Origin of the sequence: Bradyrhizobium sp. LA6.8, assembly GCF_040547935.1 — a bacterium.
In the GTDB taxonomy this organism is placed as follows: domain Bacteria; phylum Pseudomonadota; class Alphaproteobacteria; order Rhizobiales; family Xanthobacteraceae; genus Bradyrhizobium; species Bradyrhizobium barranii.
The window spans coordinates 632,947-649,677 of sequence record NZ_JBEPQQ010000002.1 but is presented as its reverse complement, the minus strand read 5'-3'; the positions used below and the strand labels follow the sequence as shown (position 1 = coordinate 649,677).

Sequence of the window (16,731 nt, the reverse complement as noted above, 5' to 3'; positions counted from 1 at the left end):
ACCGCCATGCGGAGATCACGGCCTGTCCTTTTTCGGCTGGCGCCCCGCGCCCGGCGGGTTTAAGCCGGTAGCATGAACCCGAAAACCGACACCGTGCAGTCCTCGGCCGAGGCCCTGCGCTATCCCTGGGAACAGCATCCCGGCCCCGAAGAGATCGTCGAGGTGCGTCCCGGCGTGTTGTGGGCGCGGCTGAAACTGCCGTTCCGCCTCAACCACGTGAACATCTACCTGCTCGCCGACGGCGACGGCTATACCATGGTCGATGCCGGCTTCGGCAACGAGGAGACGATCGAGGCCTGGACCAGACTGTTCGAGGGGCCGCTGAAGGGCGTCAACATCACGCGCCTGATCGTCACGCATTCGCACCCCGATCACGTCGGCCTCGCGGGCTGGATCGTCGAGCGGTTCAACTGCCCGCTGGTGATGACGCAGGTCGAATATCTGCAATCTGTCTACCACCAGAACCGCGGCACCGAGGAGCGGCGCGAAGCCCAGCGGCTGTTCTTCCGCCGCCACGGCATGGACGAGTCGCTCACCGAAAAGCTGCTCGGCCGCGGCCAGGATTATCTCAAGCGCGTCTCGGTGCTGCCGCCGTCCTACCGCCGCATCTCGCATGGCGACGAGGTCGTGATCGGCACGCGCCGCTTCAAGGTGATCACCGGCGGCGGGCACGCGCTCGACCAGGTGATGCTGTATTGCGCCGACGACAAGCTGTTCCTCTCCGCCGACCAGGTGCTGAGCAAGATCTCGCCCAATGTCAGCGTCTGGGCGGTCGAACCCGACCAGAACTCGCTCGGCGAATATCTGGCCTCGCTCGCGAGCCTGACCACCACCCTGCCCTACGATCTGCTGGTGCTGCCCGGCCACGGCGTGCCGTTCTATGGTCTGAAGACCCGCATCAAGCAGCTCGCCGATCACCACGAGGAGCGCTGCCGCCTGATCGCGGAAGCCTGCAGCGAGGTGCCGCAGACCTCGCGCGCCCTGGTCCCCGTCGTGTTCAACAAGCACGTGCTGGACGAGCACCAGATGGGCTTTGCCGCCGGCGAGCTCGTTGCCCACGTCAATTACATGATCGTCGAGGGCCGTCTGACGGCGGAGACGAAAGACGGCGTGCTCCAGTTCCGGACGACGTGAGCCACGGCGTCATGGCCGGGCTTGTCCCGGCCATCCACGTTCTTTCAGGTCGAAACGAGTTCGTGGATGCCCGGGACAAGCCCGGGCATGACGAGTTTGTGGAAGCGGCTCACTTCATATTCGCGATCGCGTGCAGCGCCGCGACGTAGCCGAACGGGCCCAGCCCGCAGATCACACCGGTGGCCACGAACGAAATCTTGGAGTGGCGGTGATATTCGTCGCGGGCGTGGATGTTGGAGATGTGGACCTCCAGCACCGGGCCTTCGAAGGTCTTGATCGCATCCATGATCGAGACCGAGGTGAAGGAAAAGCCGGCCGGATTGATGACGATCGCATCGGCATCCTGCCGCGCCGACTGGATCAGATCGACCAGCACGCCTTCATGGTTGGACTGGTGGAAGGCCAACTTGAGCCCGAGCTTGGCGGCCGCTTCCTCGCACCTTGCGTTGACCTGGTCGAGCGTGGTCGTGCCGTAGATGTGCGGCTCGCGGATGCCGAGCATGTTGAGGTTGGGACCGTTGAGGATCATCACGCGCTTCATGGACAGGTCCTTCTAGAAGTTAGCCACCGAACCACTTGGCCGGGCCGGTGACGAGAACGGGAAACAGCGTCAGCAAGGCTAGCACGACGAGCTGCGCGATCATGAAGGGCCAGACGCCGCGGATCAGATCATCCATCGAGACGCGGGCAACGCCACAGACGACGTTGAGCACGACGCCGACCGGCGGCGTGATCAGCCCGATCGCATTGTTGATGATGAAGAGCACGCCGAAATAGACGGGGTCGATGCCGGCCTGCTTGACGATCGGCATCAGGATCGGCGTCAGGATCAGGATCGTCGGCGTCATGTCCAGCGCGGTGCCGACGATGACGACGATAATCATCAGAACGAAGGTGAGGAGGGTCTTGTTGCCCGCGAACGGTTGCACGAGCGCCACGATCTGGTCGGAGATCTCGGCAACCGTGATCAGCCAGGACGATACCAGCGCCGCGGCGACGAGGAACATCACGACAGCCGTGGTCTGCGCGGTCGAGACCAGCAGTGCCGGCAGTTGTGCCGGCCTGAGCTCGCGATAGACGCCCATCGCCACCACCAGCGAGTAGACGGCGACGACGACGGCCGCTTCCGTCGGCGTGAAGATGCCGAAGCGCAGGCCGAAAATGATGATCATCGGCAGCATCAGGGCCCAGAAGCCGTCGATCAGCGCGCGCCAGATCTCTGCGATGCTCTTGCGCGGCAGGCGCGCCGGATTCTCCTTGCGCACCACCCACCACCAGGCAAAGCACAGGCCGACGCCAAGCAGCAGGCCCGGCACGATGCCGGCCAGGAACAGCTTCGAGATCGAGACATTGGCGGCGACGCCGAAGATGACGAAACCGATCGACGGAGGAATGACGGGCGCGATGATCCCGCCGGCAGCGACGAGGCCGGCCGCACTGGCGCGATTGTGGCCGGCGGCGGCCATCATCGGCACCAGGAGCGCACCGAGCGCCGCGGCGTCCGCGACCGCCGAGCCCGAGAGCGAGGCCAGGATGCATGACGTCAGGATCGCGACATAGCCGAGCCCGCCGCGGAAATGGCCGACCAGCGCGATCGCGAAGTTGAGGATGCGGCGCGCAAGGCCACCGGTGTTCATGACCTCGCCGGCGAGGATGAAGAACGGCACCGCCATCAGCGGGAAGGAATCGACGCCGTTGATAACGTTCTGCGCGATGATCTGGGAATCGAACATCGCCAGATAGGTCATCAGCGCGATGCCGCAGATGATCAGCGCAAACGCGATCGGCATGCCGATCGCCATGGCGCCCAGCAGCGAGAAGGTGAAGACGGCGACAGTCATGCCTGCTGCTTTCCGCTCGCGGTGCCGGGAGAATGCGGGAGCTCCTCGGACTCGCTGATGGCGATCAGATCGGCATCGGCGACCTGCCCGGTCACGAGCCGATAGAGCTCGTGCACGATGATCACGCAGGAGGAGGCGCCGAACACGATCCCGGCGGCGTAGAACAGGCCGACCGAGAGTCCGGAGGCGGGCGCCACCGTGTCCCAGTTCAACACCGTCTGCTTCCAGGAGCCTTCCGTCAGCAGCACGGAGGCATAGAGCATCAGCGCGTGGCTGAGGCCGTAGCAGACCTTGCGGCCGAACGGCGACAGCACCTTGACGAGGCTGTCGACGCCGAGATGGGCATGCTCCTTCAGGCCGATGATCGCGCCCAGAAACACCATCCACACGAACAACCAGCGCGACAGCTCTTCCGAAATCGCAATCCCGGAATTAAAGCCGTAGCGCAGCACGACGTTGCCGAACACCAGCACCACCATGGCGGCGAGCAGCACCGCGATCACCGCGCGGAGCAGCCAGAAATAGGCGTCGACCATCGTTTTCATCATGTCCGTCCTGCTGCGCGTCGGCTTACGGCTTCAGCGCGTGCACGCGGTCGAGCTCACTGTTGAACAGCTTGACGATGGCGGGGTCGTAGTCGGCCGAGAATTTTTCCGCGATCGGCTTTGTCTTCTCGCGCATGCGATCGAGCTCGGCGGGTGCGATCTCGTTGACGGCCATGCCCTTGGCCTTGAGCTCGTCGATCGCGGCAGCGGCCTGCTCGCGGCTGACCTTGCGCTGGTAGTCGCGCGCCTCGATCGCGGCGTCTTGCAAAATCTTCTGCTCGTCAGGCGAAAGCCCGTCCCAGAATTTCTTGCTGATCAGGATGATGTTGGTCGAATAGGTGTGGTTGGTGACGCTGAGATACTTTTGCACCTCGAAGAACTTGTTCGACAGGATCACGGAGAACGGGTTCTCCTGGCCGTCGACGGTGCCCGTCTCCAGCGCGCTATAGAGCTCCGAGAAACTCATCGGCACCGGGTTGGCGTTGAAGGCCTTGAAGGTCTCCAGATAGACCGGGTTCGGGATCACACGGATCTTGATGCCGCCGAGGTCCTCGCCCCTGGTGATGGCACGCTTGCTGTTGGTGACGTTGCGGAAGCCGAGATCCCAATAAGCGAGACCAACGAGCCCCTTCTCAGGCAGCTTTGCCAGCAGCGCTGCGCCGAGCGGACCATCGAGCAGGGCGTCGGCCTGCTGCGGCGTCGAGACGATGAAGGGGAAATCGATCAGGCCGTAATCCTTGACGATGCCGACCAGCGACGTCGTCGCCGGCGACTGCATCTCCTGGGTGCCGGCGCGCAGCGCCGATTGCTGCTGCATCTCGCTGCCCAGCTGGTTGGCCGGATATTCGCGCACCTTGAGCTTGCCGCCGCTCTTGGCCGCGACGATCTCAGCGAATTTCTGCACGCCTTTGCTGACGGGATGGTCGGTGTTGTTGAGGTGCCCCCAGCGGATGGTGCGCTCTTGAATGGCCTGCGCCGAGGCCGGCGCCATCGCGCCCAAGGCGACCGCGCCGATCGCCGCCACCAAAGCCAGACCTTTGAATCGAACGGGCATCGCCGCCTCCCCTGTTGATCTCGTTCTTGGGGGTGGAACGTCTTATATGACGAATTATAAATCAACCTATATTTTTAATTTTGTCTGATATTACAAGAAACGCTTGATAAAGTTACGAAATTTGGCAAAACGCACGTCCAAAGCGCTAGGATGAGGCATGGACACCCTTCCCGACACGACCGCCGAGACGGTGGGCGACAGCGCCTATCGCCGCATCCGCACCGACCTGATCTTCGGCAAGCTGACGCCGGGGCAGAAGCTGAAGCTCGAGCGGATGAGCGGCGCCTACGGCACCAGCATCTCGACGCTGCGCGAGACGCTGAACCGGCTGTGCTCGGAAGGTTTTGTCGTCGCCGAAGGCCAGCGCGGCTTCGAGGTCGCGCCGATCTCGGCGACCGAATTCCAGGAGATCGCTGAGCTGCGCGAGCTGCTCGAGAGCCACATGATCGAGAAGTCGTTCGCGGCCGGCGATCTCGACTGGGAAGCGCACATCGTCTCGGCGCATCACAAGCTCGCGGCGATGGAGCGCATGCTGCTGTCAGGCGAGCGATCCGATGCGGAGAGCTGGAAACAGTGCGATTTCCAGTTTCACCGCGCGCTCGTCGCGGCCTGCGGCTCGAAGGTGCTGCTCGATGCGCATGCCGCGGTCTATGACCGCTATCTGCGCTACCAGATGATCGCCGTGGTGTTCCGCGGCGAGATGGCGGCGGCCGAGCATCGCGAGCTGAAAGAGCTGGCGCTGAAGCGCGACGCCAAGGGCGCGAACAAGGTGCTGCACACCCACATCCATGATTGCGTGGTGCATGCCTTGCGCAATTCGGATTGGTTAAGGCCGGTGGCCGCCGTGAAGGAGGCGCGGAGCGAGCCGCGCAAGAAGGCCAAGGCCGGGTAGATCCGCACCGCCGCCAATGGTGCAAAGCAACATTGCCTCTCGCGCGAACTTGATCGGGATCAAGTTTCAAATCGCACGATAGGGCATTTTGCCCAAATGCTCCCCATGCCCAAATGTGGGATAGCGCATAGACTCTAGAGCTGGAAAAGCTCTAAGAAGATGCGCCCTTTTTGGTCAGTTCCGTCTTAGGTTTTGCCGATGGATTACGCCCAGTTCTTCAATACCGCCCTCGATCGTCTCCACACCGAGCGGCGCTACCGCGTGTTCGCCGATCTCGAACGCATCGCCGGCCGGTTCCCGCATGCGCTGTGGCACTCGCCGAAGGGCAAACGCGACGTCGTGATCTGGTGCTCCAACGATTATCTCGGCATGGGCCAGCACCCGAAAGTGGTCGGCGCCATGGTCGAAACCGCGACCCGCGTCGGCACCGGCGCAGGCGGCACCCGCAACATCGCCGGCACGCATCATCCGCTGGTGCAGCTCGAGGCCGAACTCGCCGATCTCCACGGCAAGGAAGCGTCGCTGCTGTTCACCTCGGGCTATGTCTCGAACCAGACCGGCATCGCGACCATCGCGAAGCTCATTCCGAACTGCCTGATCCTGTCGGACGAGCTCAACCACAATTCGATGATCGAGGGCATCCGCCAGTCCGCCTGCGAGCGCGTCGTGTTCCGCCACAACGACCTCGCCGACCTCGAAGAGAAGTTGAAGGCCGCAGGTCCGAACCGGCCGAAGCTGATCGCCTGCGAAAGCCTCTATTCGATGGACGGCGACGTCGCCCCGCTCGCCAAGATCTGCGATCTCGCCGAGAAATATGGCGCGATGACCTATGTCGACGAGGTCCATGCCGTCGGCATGTACGGCCCGCGCGGCGGCGGCATCGCCGAGCGTGACGGCGTCATGCATCGCATCGACATTCTCGAAGGCACGCTGGCCAAGGCGTTCGGCTGCCTCGGCGGCTACATCGCCGCCAACGGCCAGATCATCGACGCCGTGCGCTCCTACGCGCCGGGCTTCATCTTCACCACCGCGCTGCCGCCGGCGATCTGCTCGGCCGCGACCGCCGCGATCAAGCATCTGAAGACCTCGAACTGGGAGCGCGAGCGCCACCAGGACCGCGCCGCCCGCGTCAAGGCGATCCTCAATGCCGCCGGCCTGCCTGTGATGTCGAGCGACACCCATATCGTGCCGCTGTTCATCGGCGATGCCGAGAAGTGCAAGCAGGCGTCCGACCTGCTGCTGGAACAGCACGGCATCTACATTCAGCCGATCAACTATCCGACGGTGGCCAAGGGCACCGAACGCCTGCGCATCACGCCCTCGCCCTATCACGACGACGGCTTGATCGATCAGCTAGCCGAAGCGCTCCTGCAGGTGTGGGACCGCCTCGGTCTGCCGCTCAAGCAAAAGTCGCTGGCGGCGGAGTAGGCGTTTCTCCACCCTCCCCTGGAGGGGGAGGGTCGGCTCACATTGAGCGCAGCGAAAATGGGAGACGGGGTGGGGTGACGGTGTCTCCACCTCTGACGCTGCTCGTGTGGAAAGATCACCCCACCCTGCTCGCGCTTCGCGCGATCGACCCTCCCCCTCCAGGGGAAGGTAAGCGGGATCCGCGTCCGCCCGCACCTTAACGACAACCCCAATTCCCGCCCCGGTAGGGCATTTCGCTGTCGCTTGCGCCCGCCCAACGCGCTAGATTTGCAAGGAAAATGAGTTCGGGCGCCCTCGCGCCCAGGGAGAAGCGCGCTCGCCATGCTGCACGACTGGGGCGTGATCGCTGCCGCCTTCGGCTATATCGGCTTCCTGTTCCTGGTGGCGAGCCACGGCGACCGCCGCTCGCCGGCCGGGCGCGGCCGCGCGTCCGGGCTGATCTATCCGCTCTCGCTCGCGATCTATTGCACCTCCTGGACCTTCTTCGGCTCGGTCGGCTTCGCCACCCGCGCCTCGACCGACTTCCTCGCCATCTATGTCGGCCCGATCCTGATGATCGGGCTCGGCGCCGGCGTCCTGCGCCGCGTGATCCAGCTCGCGAAAGCGCACAACATCACCTCGATCGCCGACTTCATCGGCGCGCGCTACGGCAAGAGCCAGGCGGTGGCGGCAACGGTGGCGCTGATCGCGATCATCGGCTCGGTGCCCTACATCGCACTCCAGCTCAAGGCGGTCGCCTCCTCGCTCGAAACGATCCTGAGCGAGGACCAGGCGTTCTCCCACATCCCGATCCTCGGCGACATGGCGCTGATGGTGACGCTGGCGATGGCCGCCTTCGCCGTGCTGTTCGGCACGCGGCAGACCGACGCCACCGAGCACCAGCACGGACTGATGCTGGCGGTCGCAACCGAATCCATCATCAAGCTGATCGCCTTCCTTGCCGCCGGCATCTTCGTCACCTTCTGGATGTTCTCGCCACACGAATTGATCGAGCGCGCGATGAGGACGCCGGAGGCGGTGCGCGCCATCAACTATTCGCCGTCGATCGGCAACTTCCTCACCATGACGCTGCTGTCGCTCTGCGCGATCATGCTGCTGCCCCGCCAGTTCCACGTCAGCGTGGTCGAAAACTCCTCGGATGCCGAGGTCAGCCGCGCGCGCTGGCTGTTCCCGTTCTATCTCGTCGCCATCAATTTGTTCGTGATCCCGATCGCGCTTGCTGGCCTCGTCACCTTTCCGTTCGGCGCGGTCGAACCGGACATGTATGTGCTGGCGCTGCCGATGGAGGGCGGCGCGGGACTTCTCAGCGTCGCGGTCTTCGTCGGGGGGCTGTCGGCGGCGACCGCGATGGTGATCGTCGAATGCGTCGCACTCTCCATCATGGTCTCGAACGACCTCGTGGTGCCATTGGTGCTGCAGCGGCGGCCGGAGGGGCGCACCGGCGGCGCCGATTTCAGCGACTTCCTGCTGCGCTCGCGGCGGCTTGCGATCTTCGCCATCATGGTGATGGCCTATTTCTACTACCGCGCGCTCGGCAACACCCAGCTTGCGGCGATCGGCCTGCTCTCCTTTGCCGCCATCGCCCAGCTCGCGCCAAGCTTCTTCGGCGGGCTGCTGTGGCGGCGCGCCACCGCGCGCGGCGCCATCGGCGGCATGCTGGTCGGCTTCGCGGTGTGGCTCTACACGCTGTTCATCCCGAGCTTCATGGATTCCTCGACGGCGGGCATCCTGCTGCTCCAGCACGGCCCGTTCGGGATCGAGGCGCTGCGCCCGCAGGCGCTGTTCGGCGCCGACCTGCCGCCGCTGATGCACGGCGTGATCTGGTCGCTGTCGCTCAACATCCTGACCTATGTGCTACTGTCGCTGGCGCGGCGGCCATCTTCGATCGAGCTGGTGCAAGCCGATCTGTTCGTACCCAACACGCTCGCGCCGATCTCCCCGAACTTCCGCCGCTGGCGCACCACCGTCACGGTGCAGGACATCCAGACCACGGTCGCGCAATATCTCGGGCCCGACCGCGCCCGGCATTCGTTCGAGGCATTTTCGGTACGGCGCAATGTTCGCCTGGAATCCGGGGCGCCCGCCGATTTCGAGCTGCTGCAGCACGCCGAGCACCTGATCGCCTCTTCGATCGGCGCAGCCTCCTCGCGGCTCGTGATGTCGCTGCTGCTGCGCAAGCGGACGGTCTCGGCGAAAGCGGCGCTGAAACTGCTCGACGATTCCCACGCGGCGCTGCATTTCAATCGCGAGATCCTCCAGACCGCGCTCAACCATGTCCGCCAGGGCATCGCCGTGTTCGACGCCGACCTGCAGTTGATCTGCTCCAACCGGCAGTTCGGCGATCTCCTGAACGTGCCGCCGCATTTCATCCAGTTCGGCACGCCATTGCGTGAAATCCTGGAATTCATGGGTGTGAGCGAGCCGGACAATCCGGTCGAGCGCGAAGCCATGCTGGAGCGGCGGCTCGCGGCTTACACCACCGACGGCGAGCCTTATCTCGAGCGCCTGCCCGACCGCCACATGGTGATCGAGATCTTGACCAACCGCATGCCCGGCGGCGGCTTCGTCATCACCTTCACCGATGTCACCCCCACGTTCGAGGCCGCCGAAGCGCTGGAGCGCGCCAACGCGACGCTCGAAAAGCGGGTGCGCGACCGCACCGAGGAGCTGACCCGGCTGAATTCCGAGCTGGCGCTGGCCAAGAGCGCGGCCGAGGACGCCAGCATCTCCAAGACGCGCTTCCTAGCGGCGGCCAGCCACGACATCCTCCAGCCCCTGAACGCGGCGCGGCTCTATGTCACCAGCCTGGTCGAGCGCCAGCACAGCGGCGAGGAGACGCGGCTGGTCGAGAACATCGACGAATCGCTCCAGGCGATCGAGGAGATCCTCGGCGCACTGCTCGACATATCGCGGCTGGACGCCGGCGCGATGACGACCTCGATTTCGAGCTTCAAGATGGCCGATTTGATGCGCTCGCTCGAGATCGAGTTTGCGCCGATCGCGCGCGCCAAGAACCTCGAGCTCGCCTTCGTGCCCTGCTCGCTGCCGGTCGAGTCCGATCGGCTGTTGCTGCGGCGCCTGCTCCAGAACCTGATCTCCAACGCGATCAAATACACCCCGCGCGGACGCGTGCTGGTCGGCTGCCGCCGCCAGGGCCCTTCGCTGAAAATCTGCGTCTACGACACCGGCGTCGGCATCCCCCCGGTCAAGCGCGGCGAGATCTTCAAGGAATTCCACCGCCTCGAACAGGGCGCGCGGATCGCCCGCGGCCTTGGACTCGGCCTCTCGATCGTCGAGCGTCTTGCACGCGTGCTCAAGCACGGCATCGCCATCGACGGCAACAAGAGCGGCGGCTCGGTCTTCTCCGTGACAGTGCCGACAGCCAAGGCGATCACCCACACCGCGGCCGTCACCAGCGCGACACCGCTGGCGCGTAGGCCGATCTCGGGCGCCCTCATCGTCTGCATCGAGAACGACGCAGCGATCCTCGACGGCATGCGCACGCTGCTGAAGGCCTGGGACGCCGAGGTCATCGCAGTCGCCGACCCCGAGGGCGCGATCGCCGCGATCGAAGGCGCGGGCCGCCGCGTCACCGGCCTGCTGGTCGATTATCACCTCGATCGCGGCAACGGCATTGCCGCCATCCGCGACATCCGCCGCCGCTTCGGCGACGGCATCCCCGCGATCCTGATCACCGCCGACCGCAGCCCCGCGGTGCAGGTCGCCGCGCGCGAGGAAAATGTCGCGGTGCTCAACAAGCCGGTGAAGCCGGCCTCGCTGCGCGCCCTGCTGGGACAGTGGCGCACGCAGCAGATGGTGGCGGCGGAGTGAGACGCGGTCAGTAGTCGGTCGAGACGCTGAGCGCGCGCCACCTCTCGAGCTCTTCGAGGCGTTGCCGGTCCGTCGCCGCGATGGCGTTCACGGCGTCGCTGCCGAACGCGATCCGCAGCGGCGGGCTGTCCATGTCGACCAGCTCCAGCACGACGGCGGCGGCCTTCGCCGGATCGCCCGGCTGGCGGCCGTCGTAATCGCGCTGCATCCTGACGGCCGCACCAACGACGGCATCGTACTCCGCCCGCCCTTCGCCGGTCGCATGCGCGGCCTGCGCAAAGCCCGTGCGGAAGCCGCCGGGTTCGACGATCGTCACGTGCACGCCGATCAACGCCATCTCGCGTGCCAGCGATTCCGAAAAGCCCTCGATGCCCCATTTCGCGGCCGAGTAGGCCGCGCGTGCGGGAGCTCCGATCCGTCCGCCGACGGATGAGAATTGCACGATATGCCCGCGGCGCTGCCGGCGCAGCACGGGGATCGCCGCCTTGGTGACGATGATGGTGCCGAGCAGATTGACCTCGATCTGCTGACGGAACGAGGCCAGGCTCGTGTCCTCGACCGATCCGAGATCGCCATAGCCGGCATTGTTCACGACCACATCGACGCCGCCGAATGCCTCCACGGCGAGGCCGATGGCCGCTTGCGCGGCCGCCTCGTCGGTCACGTCGAGCGTTGCGAGCCGCAGTCTTTCCCCAAAGCGTTCCCGCAGCGATTCGAGCGGACCGAGATTCCGGGCAGTGGCAACCACCCGGTGGCCCGCCGCAAGCGCGGCTTCCGTGATGGCGCGTCCGAGCCCGCGCGAGCTGCCGCTGATGAACCAGATCTTTGACACGGCGGGCTCCTGACCGCTCAAGGCGCAAGCCGGGTGAAGACGTAATCGTGGCTCTTCGCGCGGGCGTCGTGACAGGCGAAGCAGGTGCGGTGCTGGGCCTCGTCGACCGGCTTGCCGTTGATGAAGCGGCCGAACCCCCAGCCACCGGTGGATGCATATTTCCTGGAATCCTTGACCATCACCTGAACCGTAGTGGCCGCGCCGGGGATCGTCGCGGATGCGAATTCCGGTGACTGTTTCCGTTTCCAGGCGCGCTTGACCAGAATGGTGCCATCGGGGAACGGAAGTTTTCCGGCCTGATAAGCATCGATCGCGGTCTGGTTGCCGACAACGGCTCGAAGCTCATCGAGCGGTGCCGCCTCTTCGGCGGGCGCGATCAGCTCCCACTGCTTGTAACCCGCAGGAATCGTGACGCCGAAGATCGGCGAGGCGTCTGCCGTATTGCCTTGTGCCGGCCCCTCGGCGAGAGCGATCGAGACCAGGTAGGGCACGCAAGTCAGGAGAACGACGAGAAGGAGCGCGGCAAGCGTGATAGCCGTGGCATGGAAGCGCTTCTTCTTTTCAGATTCGATGGACGTCATGACGTTCCTTCATGCTGGGAGCGCGGCATAGCCTCGGTCCAGCCGCGCTGGACCGAGGCATCGAATGAACGCTCAGGCGCCGTCGGCGTCGATGACGGCCTTGGCGAAGGCTTGCGGTGCCTCCTGCGGCAGATTGTGGCCGATGCCGCCGGTGATCAGGCGGAAGTCGTACCGGCCTGAGAACCTCTTGGCATAGGCGCTGGGGTCGGGATGCGGCGCGCCGTTGGCGTCGCCCTCCATCGTGATCGTCGGGATGCTGATCACCGGAGCTGCAGCGAGCTTCTTTTCGAGCTCCTCGTATTTGGCTTCGCCCTGGGCGAGCCCGAGCCGCCAGCGGTAATTGTGGATCGTGATGGCGACATGATCCTTGTTGTCCAGCGACGCCGCGCTCCGGCTAAAGGTCGCGTCGTCGAACTTCCATTGCGGCGAGGCGAGCTTCCAGATCAGTTTTGCGAAATCATGCGTGTACTTCTCGTATCCGGCGCGGCCGCGCTCGGTCGCGAAATAGAACTGGTACCACCATTGCAGCTCGGCCGACGGCGGCAGCGGCGCGTTGCCTGCGGCCTGGCTGGAGATCAGATAGCCGCTGACCGACACCAGCGCGCGGCAGCGATCCGGCCACAACGCAGCGATGATATCGGCGGTGCGCGCGCCCCAGTCGAAGCCGGCGATAACAGCCTTCTTGATGTCGAGCTTGTCCATCAGCGCGATGATGTCGACGGCCATGGCCGCGGGCTCGCCGTTGCGCGGCGTCTCGCTGGAAAGGAAATGCGTCGAGCCGTAGCCGCGCAGGTACGGTATGATCACGCGATAGCCGGCCTTTGCCAGGATCGGCGCGACATCGACGAAGGCGTGAATGTCGTAAGGCCAGCCGTGCAGCAGGATCGCCACGGGACCGTTCGAGGGACCTGCCTCCGCATAACCGACATTGAGGACGCCGGCGTCGATCTGCTTGATCGGACCGAACGACGCATTCGATGCGGACGGCTTCGGCGCGTCCGTTTCGGCACGGGCGAGGTCGATCACGCCGAGACCGACGGCGACGGTTCCCGCGGCGACGCCGAAAAATTTGCGGCGGTGCTGGTCGATGATCTGTTTCATGGTGGTGCTACCTTGTTGATGGTTGGTGATGTCCGTCAGATCAGCGCGACCGTGACGTCGATGTTGCCGCGGACGGCCTTTGAATAGGGGCAGGTCTGGTGCGCCTCATCGACGATGCCGCGCGCGATCTCGCGATCGAGGCCCGGCAGGCTGACGTTGAGGCGCGCGCTGAGCGAATAGGCGCCCTCGTCGAGCACGAGATCGATCTCCGCATCGATCGCGCATTTCCGAGGAAGCTCGATCTTGCGCTTGCGGGCCGCGATCTCCATCGCGCCTTCGAAGCAGGCCGACCAGCCGGCTGCGAACAATTGCTCAGGATTGGTGCCGATGCCTGTGCCGCCCGGCGGCGACAGCTTGACGTCGAGGCGACCGTCGGAGCTGCGCGATATGCCGTCGTGTCGTCCGCCGCTGGTATGGGTCCTGGCCGTGTAGAGCAGTTTTGCCGCTTGCGTCATGAAGGTCTCCTTGCCGTCGCGCAACTGACTAGCAGCGGCGGCGGCAGGACACCCGTTTGGACTTGTGAGAAGTTGTGAGGCCCCGGCGCGCAGCCCCGCCACGAGGCCTGCATCAGCGGTCTGATGCCGATGCAGGTGCGGCCTTGCCGGATTGCGATCATCTGGCTATCCGGTCGGTTTGAAAGGACCAAGATTTCGCCATGACCGAGCCGGCCGGCACCGCAACGGGAACCCTATCGTTCGGGCCATTCACCGTGACATCGCATGAAAGGCTCGTGATGCGCGACGGCGTCGCGCTGCCGCTCGGCGCGAAGGCCTTCGACACGCTGATCGCACTGATGTCGCGGCCGAACGAGGTCGTCAGCAAATGGGATCTGATGGCGCTGGTGTGGCCCGGCCTGACCGTCGAGGAAGCCAATCTGCGCTTTCACGTCGCAGCCCTGCGCAAGGCGCTCGGCGACGGCAAGGACGGCGCCCGCTACATCACCACGCTCTCCGGCCGCGGCTATTGCTTCGTGGCGCCGATCTCCAAGGCGGAAATCGCGGCAGAGCGGCGTCCCGCGCAGCGAACGGAATTACCGCCCGTCAAGCTGCCGAACCGGCTGCAACGGATGGTCGGGCGCGACGATGCGGTCGCCGCCGTCTCCGACAAGCTCATCGGCTCGCGCTTCGTCACGATCGTCGGCCCGGGCGGCGTCGGCAAGACCGCCGTTGCGGTGGCGATCGCGCACGACCTGCTCGAGACTTTCTCCGACGCCGCGCATTTCGTCGATCTTGCCGCGCTCAGCGATCCCGATCTCGTGATCACCTCGATCCTGCTGATGCTGGGCTTGCCGGCGCAGACCGACGATCCCCTGCCGGCATTGCTCGCGCATCTCGGCGACAAGCGGATGCTGCTGATCCTGGACAATTGCGAGCATGTCATCGCCGCCGCGGCGCCGCTGGCAGCCGAAATCTTTCACGCCGCACCGCATGTCCATATCCTCGCCACGAGCCGCGAGGCCCTGCGCGTCGAGGGCGAGCAGGTTTATCGATTGGCGCCGCTCGCCGTTCCGCCTGACAATCCCGGGCTGACCGCGGCTGCCGCGCAGACCTATCCCGCGCTTCAGCTCTTCCTCGAACGTGCCATGGCCGGCGGCGCGCAGATCGCGCTCGACGATGCCAATGCCGCGATCGTCGCCCGGATCTGCCGCAAGCTCGACGGCATGGCGCTGGCGATCGAGCTCGCCGCCGGCCGGGTCGAGGCCTACGGACTGGAACAGACGGCCGCACTGCTCGACGAACGCCTCAATCTGCTCTGGCAGGGCCAGCGCACCGCGCTGCCGCGGCAGAAGACGTTGCAAGCGACGCTGGACTGGAGCTACGGGCTCCTGTCCGACACCGAGCGTCTCGTGCTGCGCCGGCTTGCCGTCTTCGCCGGTCACTTCACCATCGACGCCGCGCTCGAAATCGTGCCGGACGAGCGCGTCGACCGCTCGCGCCTGTTCGACGCGATCGACAGCCTGGTCGCCAAGTCGATGGTCGCGCCGCGACCGGTCGGCGCCATGATGCGCTACCGTCTGCTCGACACGACGCGCGCCTATCTGCTCGAGATCGAGCCGGACGAGACCGCGCTCGCCGCCCGCCACGCAACCTACTACCGGCGATGGCTGGAGCAGGCCGGCACGACATGGGCGACAGTGCCGAGCGCCGACGAACGCGCGATCCATTTCTCCGCGCTTCACAACGTGCGCGCCGCTCTCGACTGGTGCTTCGGAACGGGCGGCGATGTCGGCATCGGCATTGCGCTCGCCGCCGCGGCGGCTCCGATCTTTCTCGCGATGTCGCTGCTGATCGAATGCCGACGCTGGTCGGAACGGGCGCTGCTTGCGATCGATCCGCCCTCGCGCGGCAGCGCCGAGGAAATGCACATCCAGGCCGCCCTCGGATTGACCTTGATGTTCACGCGTGGCGGCAGCGAAGCTGCGCGTGCCGCCCTGAGCAGGAGCCTGGCGATCGCCGAGGCGCGCGGCGACGCGCCGAACCAGCTCCAGCTGCTCGGCCGCATGCACATCTTCCACGAGCGGATGGGACAGTTCGACGCCGCGCTCGGTTATGCGCAGCAGAGCCTCACGGTCGCCGAGACGCTCGGCGATGCCGCCGCCATCGCCCTCGCCCATTCGCTGCTGGGTGTCTCCTTGCATTTGGCCGGCGAGCATCGCGACGCACTGAGCATGCTGGAGGCCGCCTGGCACGGGCCGGGCACGGAGCGGATCAGCACGGTCCACGGCTTCGATCACCGCAACCGGGCCGGCATCTCGCTCGCGCGCGAGCTTTGGTTGCAGGGCCGGCCGGCGGATGCGCGGCAACTGGCGCGGCAGACGGTCACCGAGGCCGCGCAGATGGACCATCCGATCACGCTCTGCATCGCGCTGATCTGGGCGGTCTCGATCGATCTCTGGAGCGGGGATCTCGACGGCGCGGAAGAGAACCTCGACCGCTTCATCGCACATGCCGAAACGCGCTCGATGGGCCCTTATCTCGCGGTCGGCCGCGGCGTCAAAGGCGAGCTGGCGATCCGGCGCGGCAACGCCGCTGGCGGCGTCGAGACGATACGGGCCTGTCTGCGCGAGCTCCACGACGCCGGCTACGAGCTGCTCACCACGACGTTCAACATCGCGCTCGTGCATGGCTTGCTGGCGCTCGGGCAGATCGAGCGGAGTGCGCGCCTGATCGACGACGCGATCGGCCTCGTCGAGCAGGGCGGCGATCATCTCTACATGCCCGAGCTGCTGCGCATGAAGGGCAATGTGTTGCTGTCACTGCCGGAGCCGAACCGTGGAGATGCCGAAAGCCACCTAATGCAGTCGTTGGAGCTGGGCCGTCGCAACGGCGCAAAAGCCTGGGAGCTGCGGGCTGCGATCGATCTCGCCGAGGTCCTTGCTGAACGTGGCCGGTGTGAGGAAGCGAAGCGGTTGCTGCAGTCGGCGCTCGAGGGCTTTGCCGAGGGCTCCGAGACTGCGGATATCGGGGCCGCCAAGAGGCTCCTGGGGTGACC

At 65.4% G+C, this 16,731-nt stretch carries 13 protein-coding genes; 5 read left to right on the top strand and 8 right to left on the bottom strand.

What is annotated here, in order from left to right; translation table 11 throughout:
* Positions 1–72 precede the first annotated feature (72 nt).
* A complete protein-coding gene (locus ABIA90_RS10155) occupies positions 73–1,134 on the top strand; it encodes an MBL fold metallo-hydrolase (protein ID WP_354118719.1) in 1,062 nt (353 codons plus the stop codon).
* 109 nt (positions 1,135–1,243) lie between these two features.
* Here ABIA90_RS10155 and aroQ read toward each other — a convergent pair whose 3' ends face one another.
* Genes aroQ through ABIA90_RS10135 form a run of 4 tightly spaced genes read right to left on the bottom strand, consistent with a single transcriptional unit; the run spans position 1,244 to position 4,574 of the window.
* A complete protein-coding gene (gene aroQ / locus ABIA90_RS10150; RefSeq protein ID WP_354118718.1) occupies positions 1,244–1,675 on the bottom strand; it encodes a type II 3-dehydroquinate dehydratase in 432 nt (143 codons plus the stop codon).
* A gap of 19 nt (positions 1,676–1,694) precedes the next feature.
* The gene (locus tag ABIA90_RS10145; RefSeq protein ID WP_259259388.1) at positions 1,695–2,975 is read right to left on the bottom strand and encodes a TRAP transporter large permease; all 1,281 of its coding nucleotides are present in this window, start codon (positions 2,973–2,975) and stop codon (positions 1,695–1,697) included.
* Positions 2,972–3,520 carry a TRAP transporter small permease gene (locus ABIA90_RS10140; protein ID WP_502916636.1) on the bottom strand — a complete coding sequence of 183 codons (549 nt, stop codon included), beginning with the start codon at positions 3,518–3,520 and terminating at the stop codon, positions 2,972–2,974. The genes ABIA90_RS10145 and ABIA90_RS10140 overlap by 4 nt, the downstream gene beginning before the upstream one ends.
* 25 nt (positions 3,521–3,545) lie before the next feature.
* Positions 3,546–4,574 carry a TRAP transporter substrate-binding protein gene (locus tag ABIA90_RS10135; RefSeq protein ID WP_354118716.1) on the bottom strand — a complete coding sequence of 343 codons (1,029 nt, stop codon included), beginning with the start codon at positions 4,572–4,574 and terminating at the stop codon, positions 3,546–3,548.
* Positions 4,575–4,731: 157 nt separating this feature from the next.
* Here ABIA90_RS10135 and ABIA90_RS10130 point away from each other — a divergent pair, with 157 nt between their 5' ends.
* From ABIA90_RS10130 to ABIA90_RS10120, 3 genes are all read left to right on the top strand, one after another.
* Positions 4,732–5,466 (top strand): GntR family transcriptional regulator, encoded by a 735-nt coding sequence (locus tag ABIA90_RS10130; RefSeq protein WP_354118715.1) that lies wholly within the window; start codon positions 4,732–4,734, stop codon positions 5,464–5,466.
* Between the two features lie 198 nt (positions 5,467–5,664).
* Positions 5,665–6,894 carry a 5-aminolevulinate synthase gene (hemA, locus tag ABIA90_RS10125; RefSeq protein WP_071916882.1) on the top strand — a complete coding sequence of 410 codons (1,230 nt, stop codon included), beginning with the start codon at positions 5,665–5,667 and terminating at the stop codon, positions 6,892–6,894.
* A gap of 321 nt (positions 6,895–7,215) precedes the next feature.
* Positions 7,216–10,725 (top strand): PAS domain-containing hybrid sensor histidine kinase/response regulator, encoded by a 3,510-nt coding sequence (locus tag ABIA90_RS10120; RefSeq protein WP_354118714.1) that lies wholly within the window; start codon positions 7,216–7,218, stop codon positions 10,723–10,725.
* Positions 10,726–10,732: 7 nt separating this feature from the next.
* Here ABIA90_RS10120 and ABIA90_RS10115 read toward each other — a convergent pair whose 3' ends face one another.
* From ABIA90_RS10115 to ABIA90_RS10100, 4 genes are all read right to left on the bottom strand, one after another.
* Positions 10,733–11,557 (bottom strand): SDR family NAD(P)-dependent oxidoreductase, encoded by an 825-nt coding sequence (locus ABIA90_RS10115; RefSeq protein WP_354118713.1) that lies wholly within the window; start codon positions 11,555–11,557, stop codon positions 10,733–10,735.
* A gap of 17 nt (positions 11,558–11,574) precedes the next feature.
* Positions 11,575–12,138 (bottom strand): cytochrome P460 family protein, encoded by a 564-nt coding sequence (locus tag ABIA90_RS10110; RefSeq protein WP_354118712.1) that lies wholly within the window; start codon positions 12,136–12,138, stop codon positions 11,575–11,577.
* Positions 12,139–12,210: 72 nt separating this feature from the next.
* Positions 12,211–13,239, bottom strand: coding sequence for an alpha/beta fold hydrolase (locus ABIA90_RS10105; RefSeq protein WP_354118711.1), 1,029 nt, complete (start codon positions 13,237–13,239; stop codon positions 12,211–12,213).
* Positions 13,240–13,274: 35 nt separating this feature from the next.
* Entirely contained in the window at positions 13,275–13,694 is a 420-nt protein-coding gene (locus ABIA90_RS10100) for an organic hydroperoxide resistance protein (protein ID WP_354118710.1), read from the bottom strand.
* Between the two features lie 200 nt (positions 13,695–13,894).
* Between ABIA90_RS10100 and ABIA90_RS10095 the strand changes: the two genes are divergently transcribed.
* On the top strand, positions 13,895–16,729 hold the full coding sequence (locus ABIA90_RS10095) for an ATP-binding protein (protein ID WP_354118709.1): 2,835 nt from the start codon (positions 13,895–13,897) through the stop codon (positions 16,727–16,729).
* Positions 16,730–16,731: the final 2 nt, after the last annotated feature.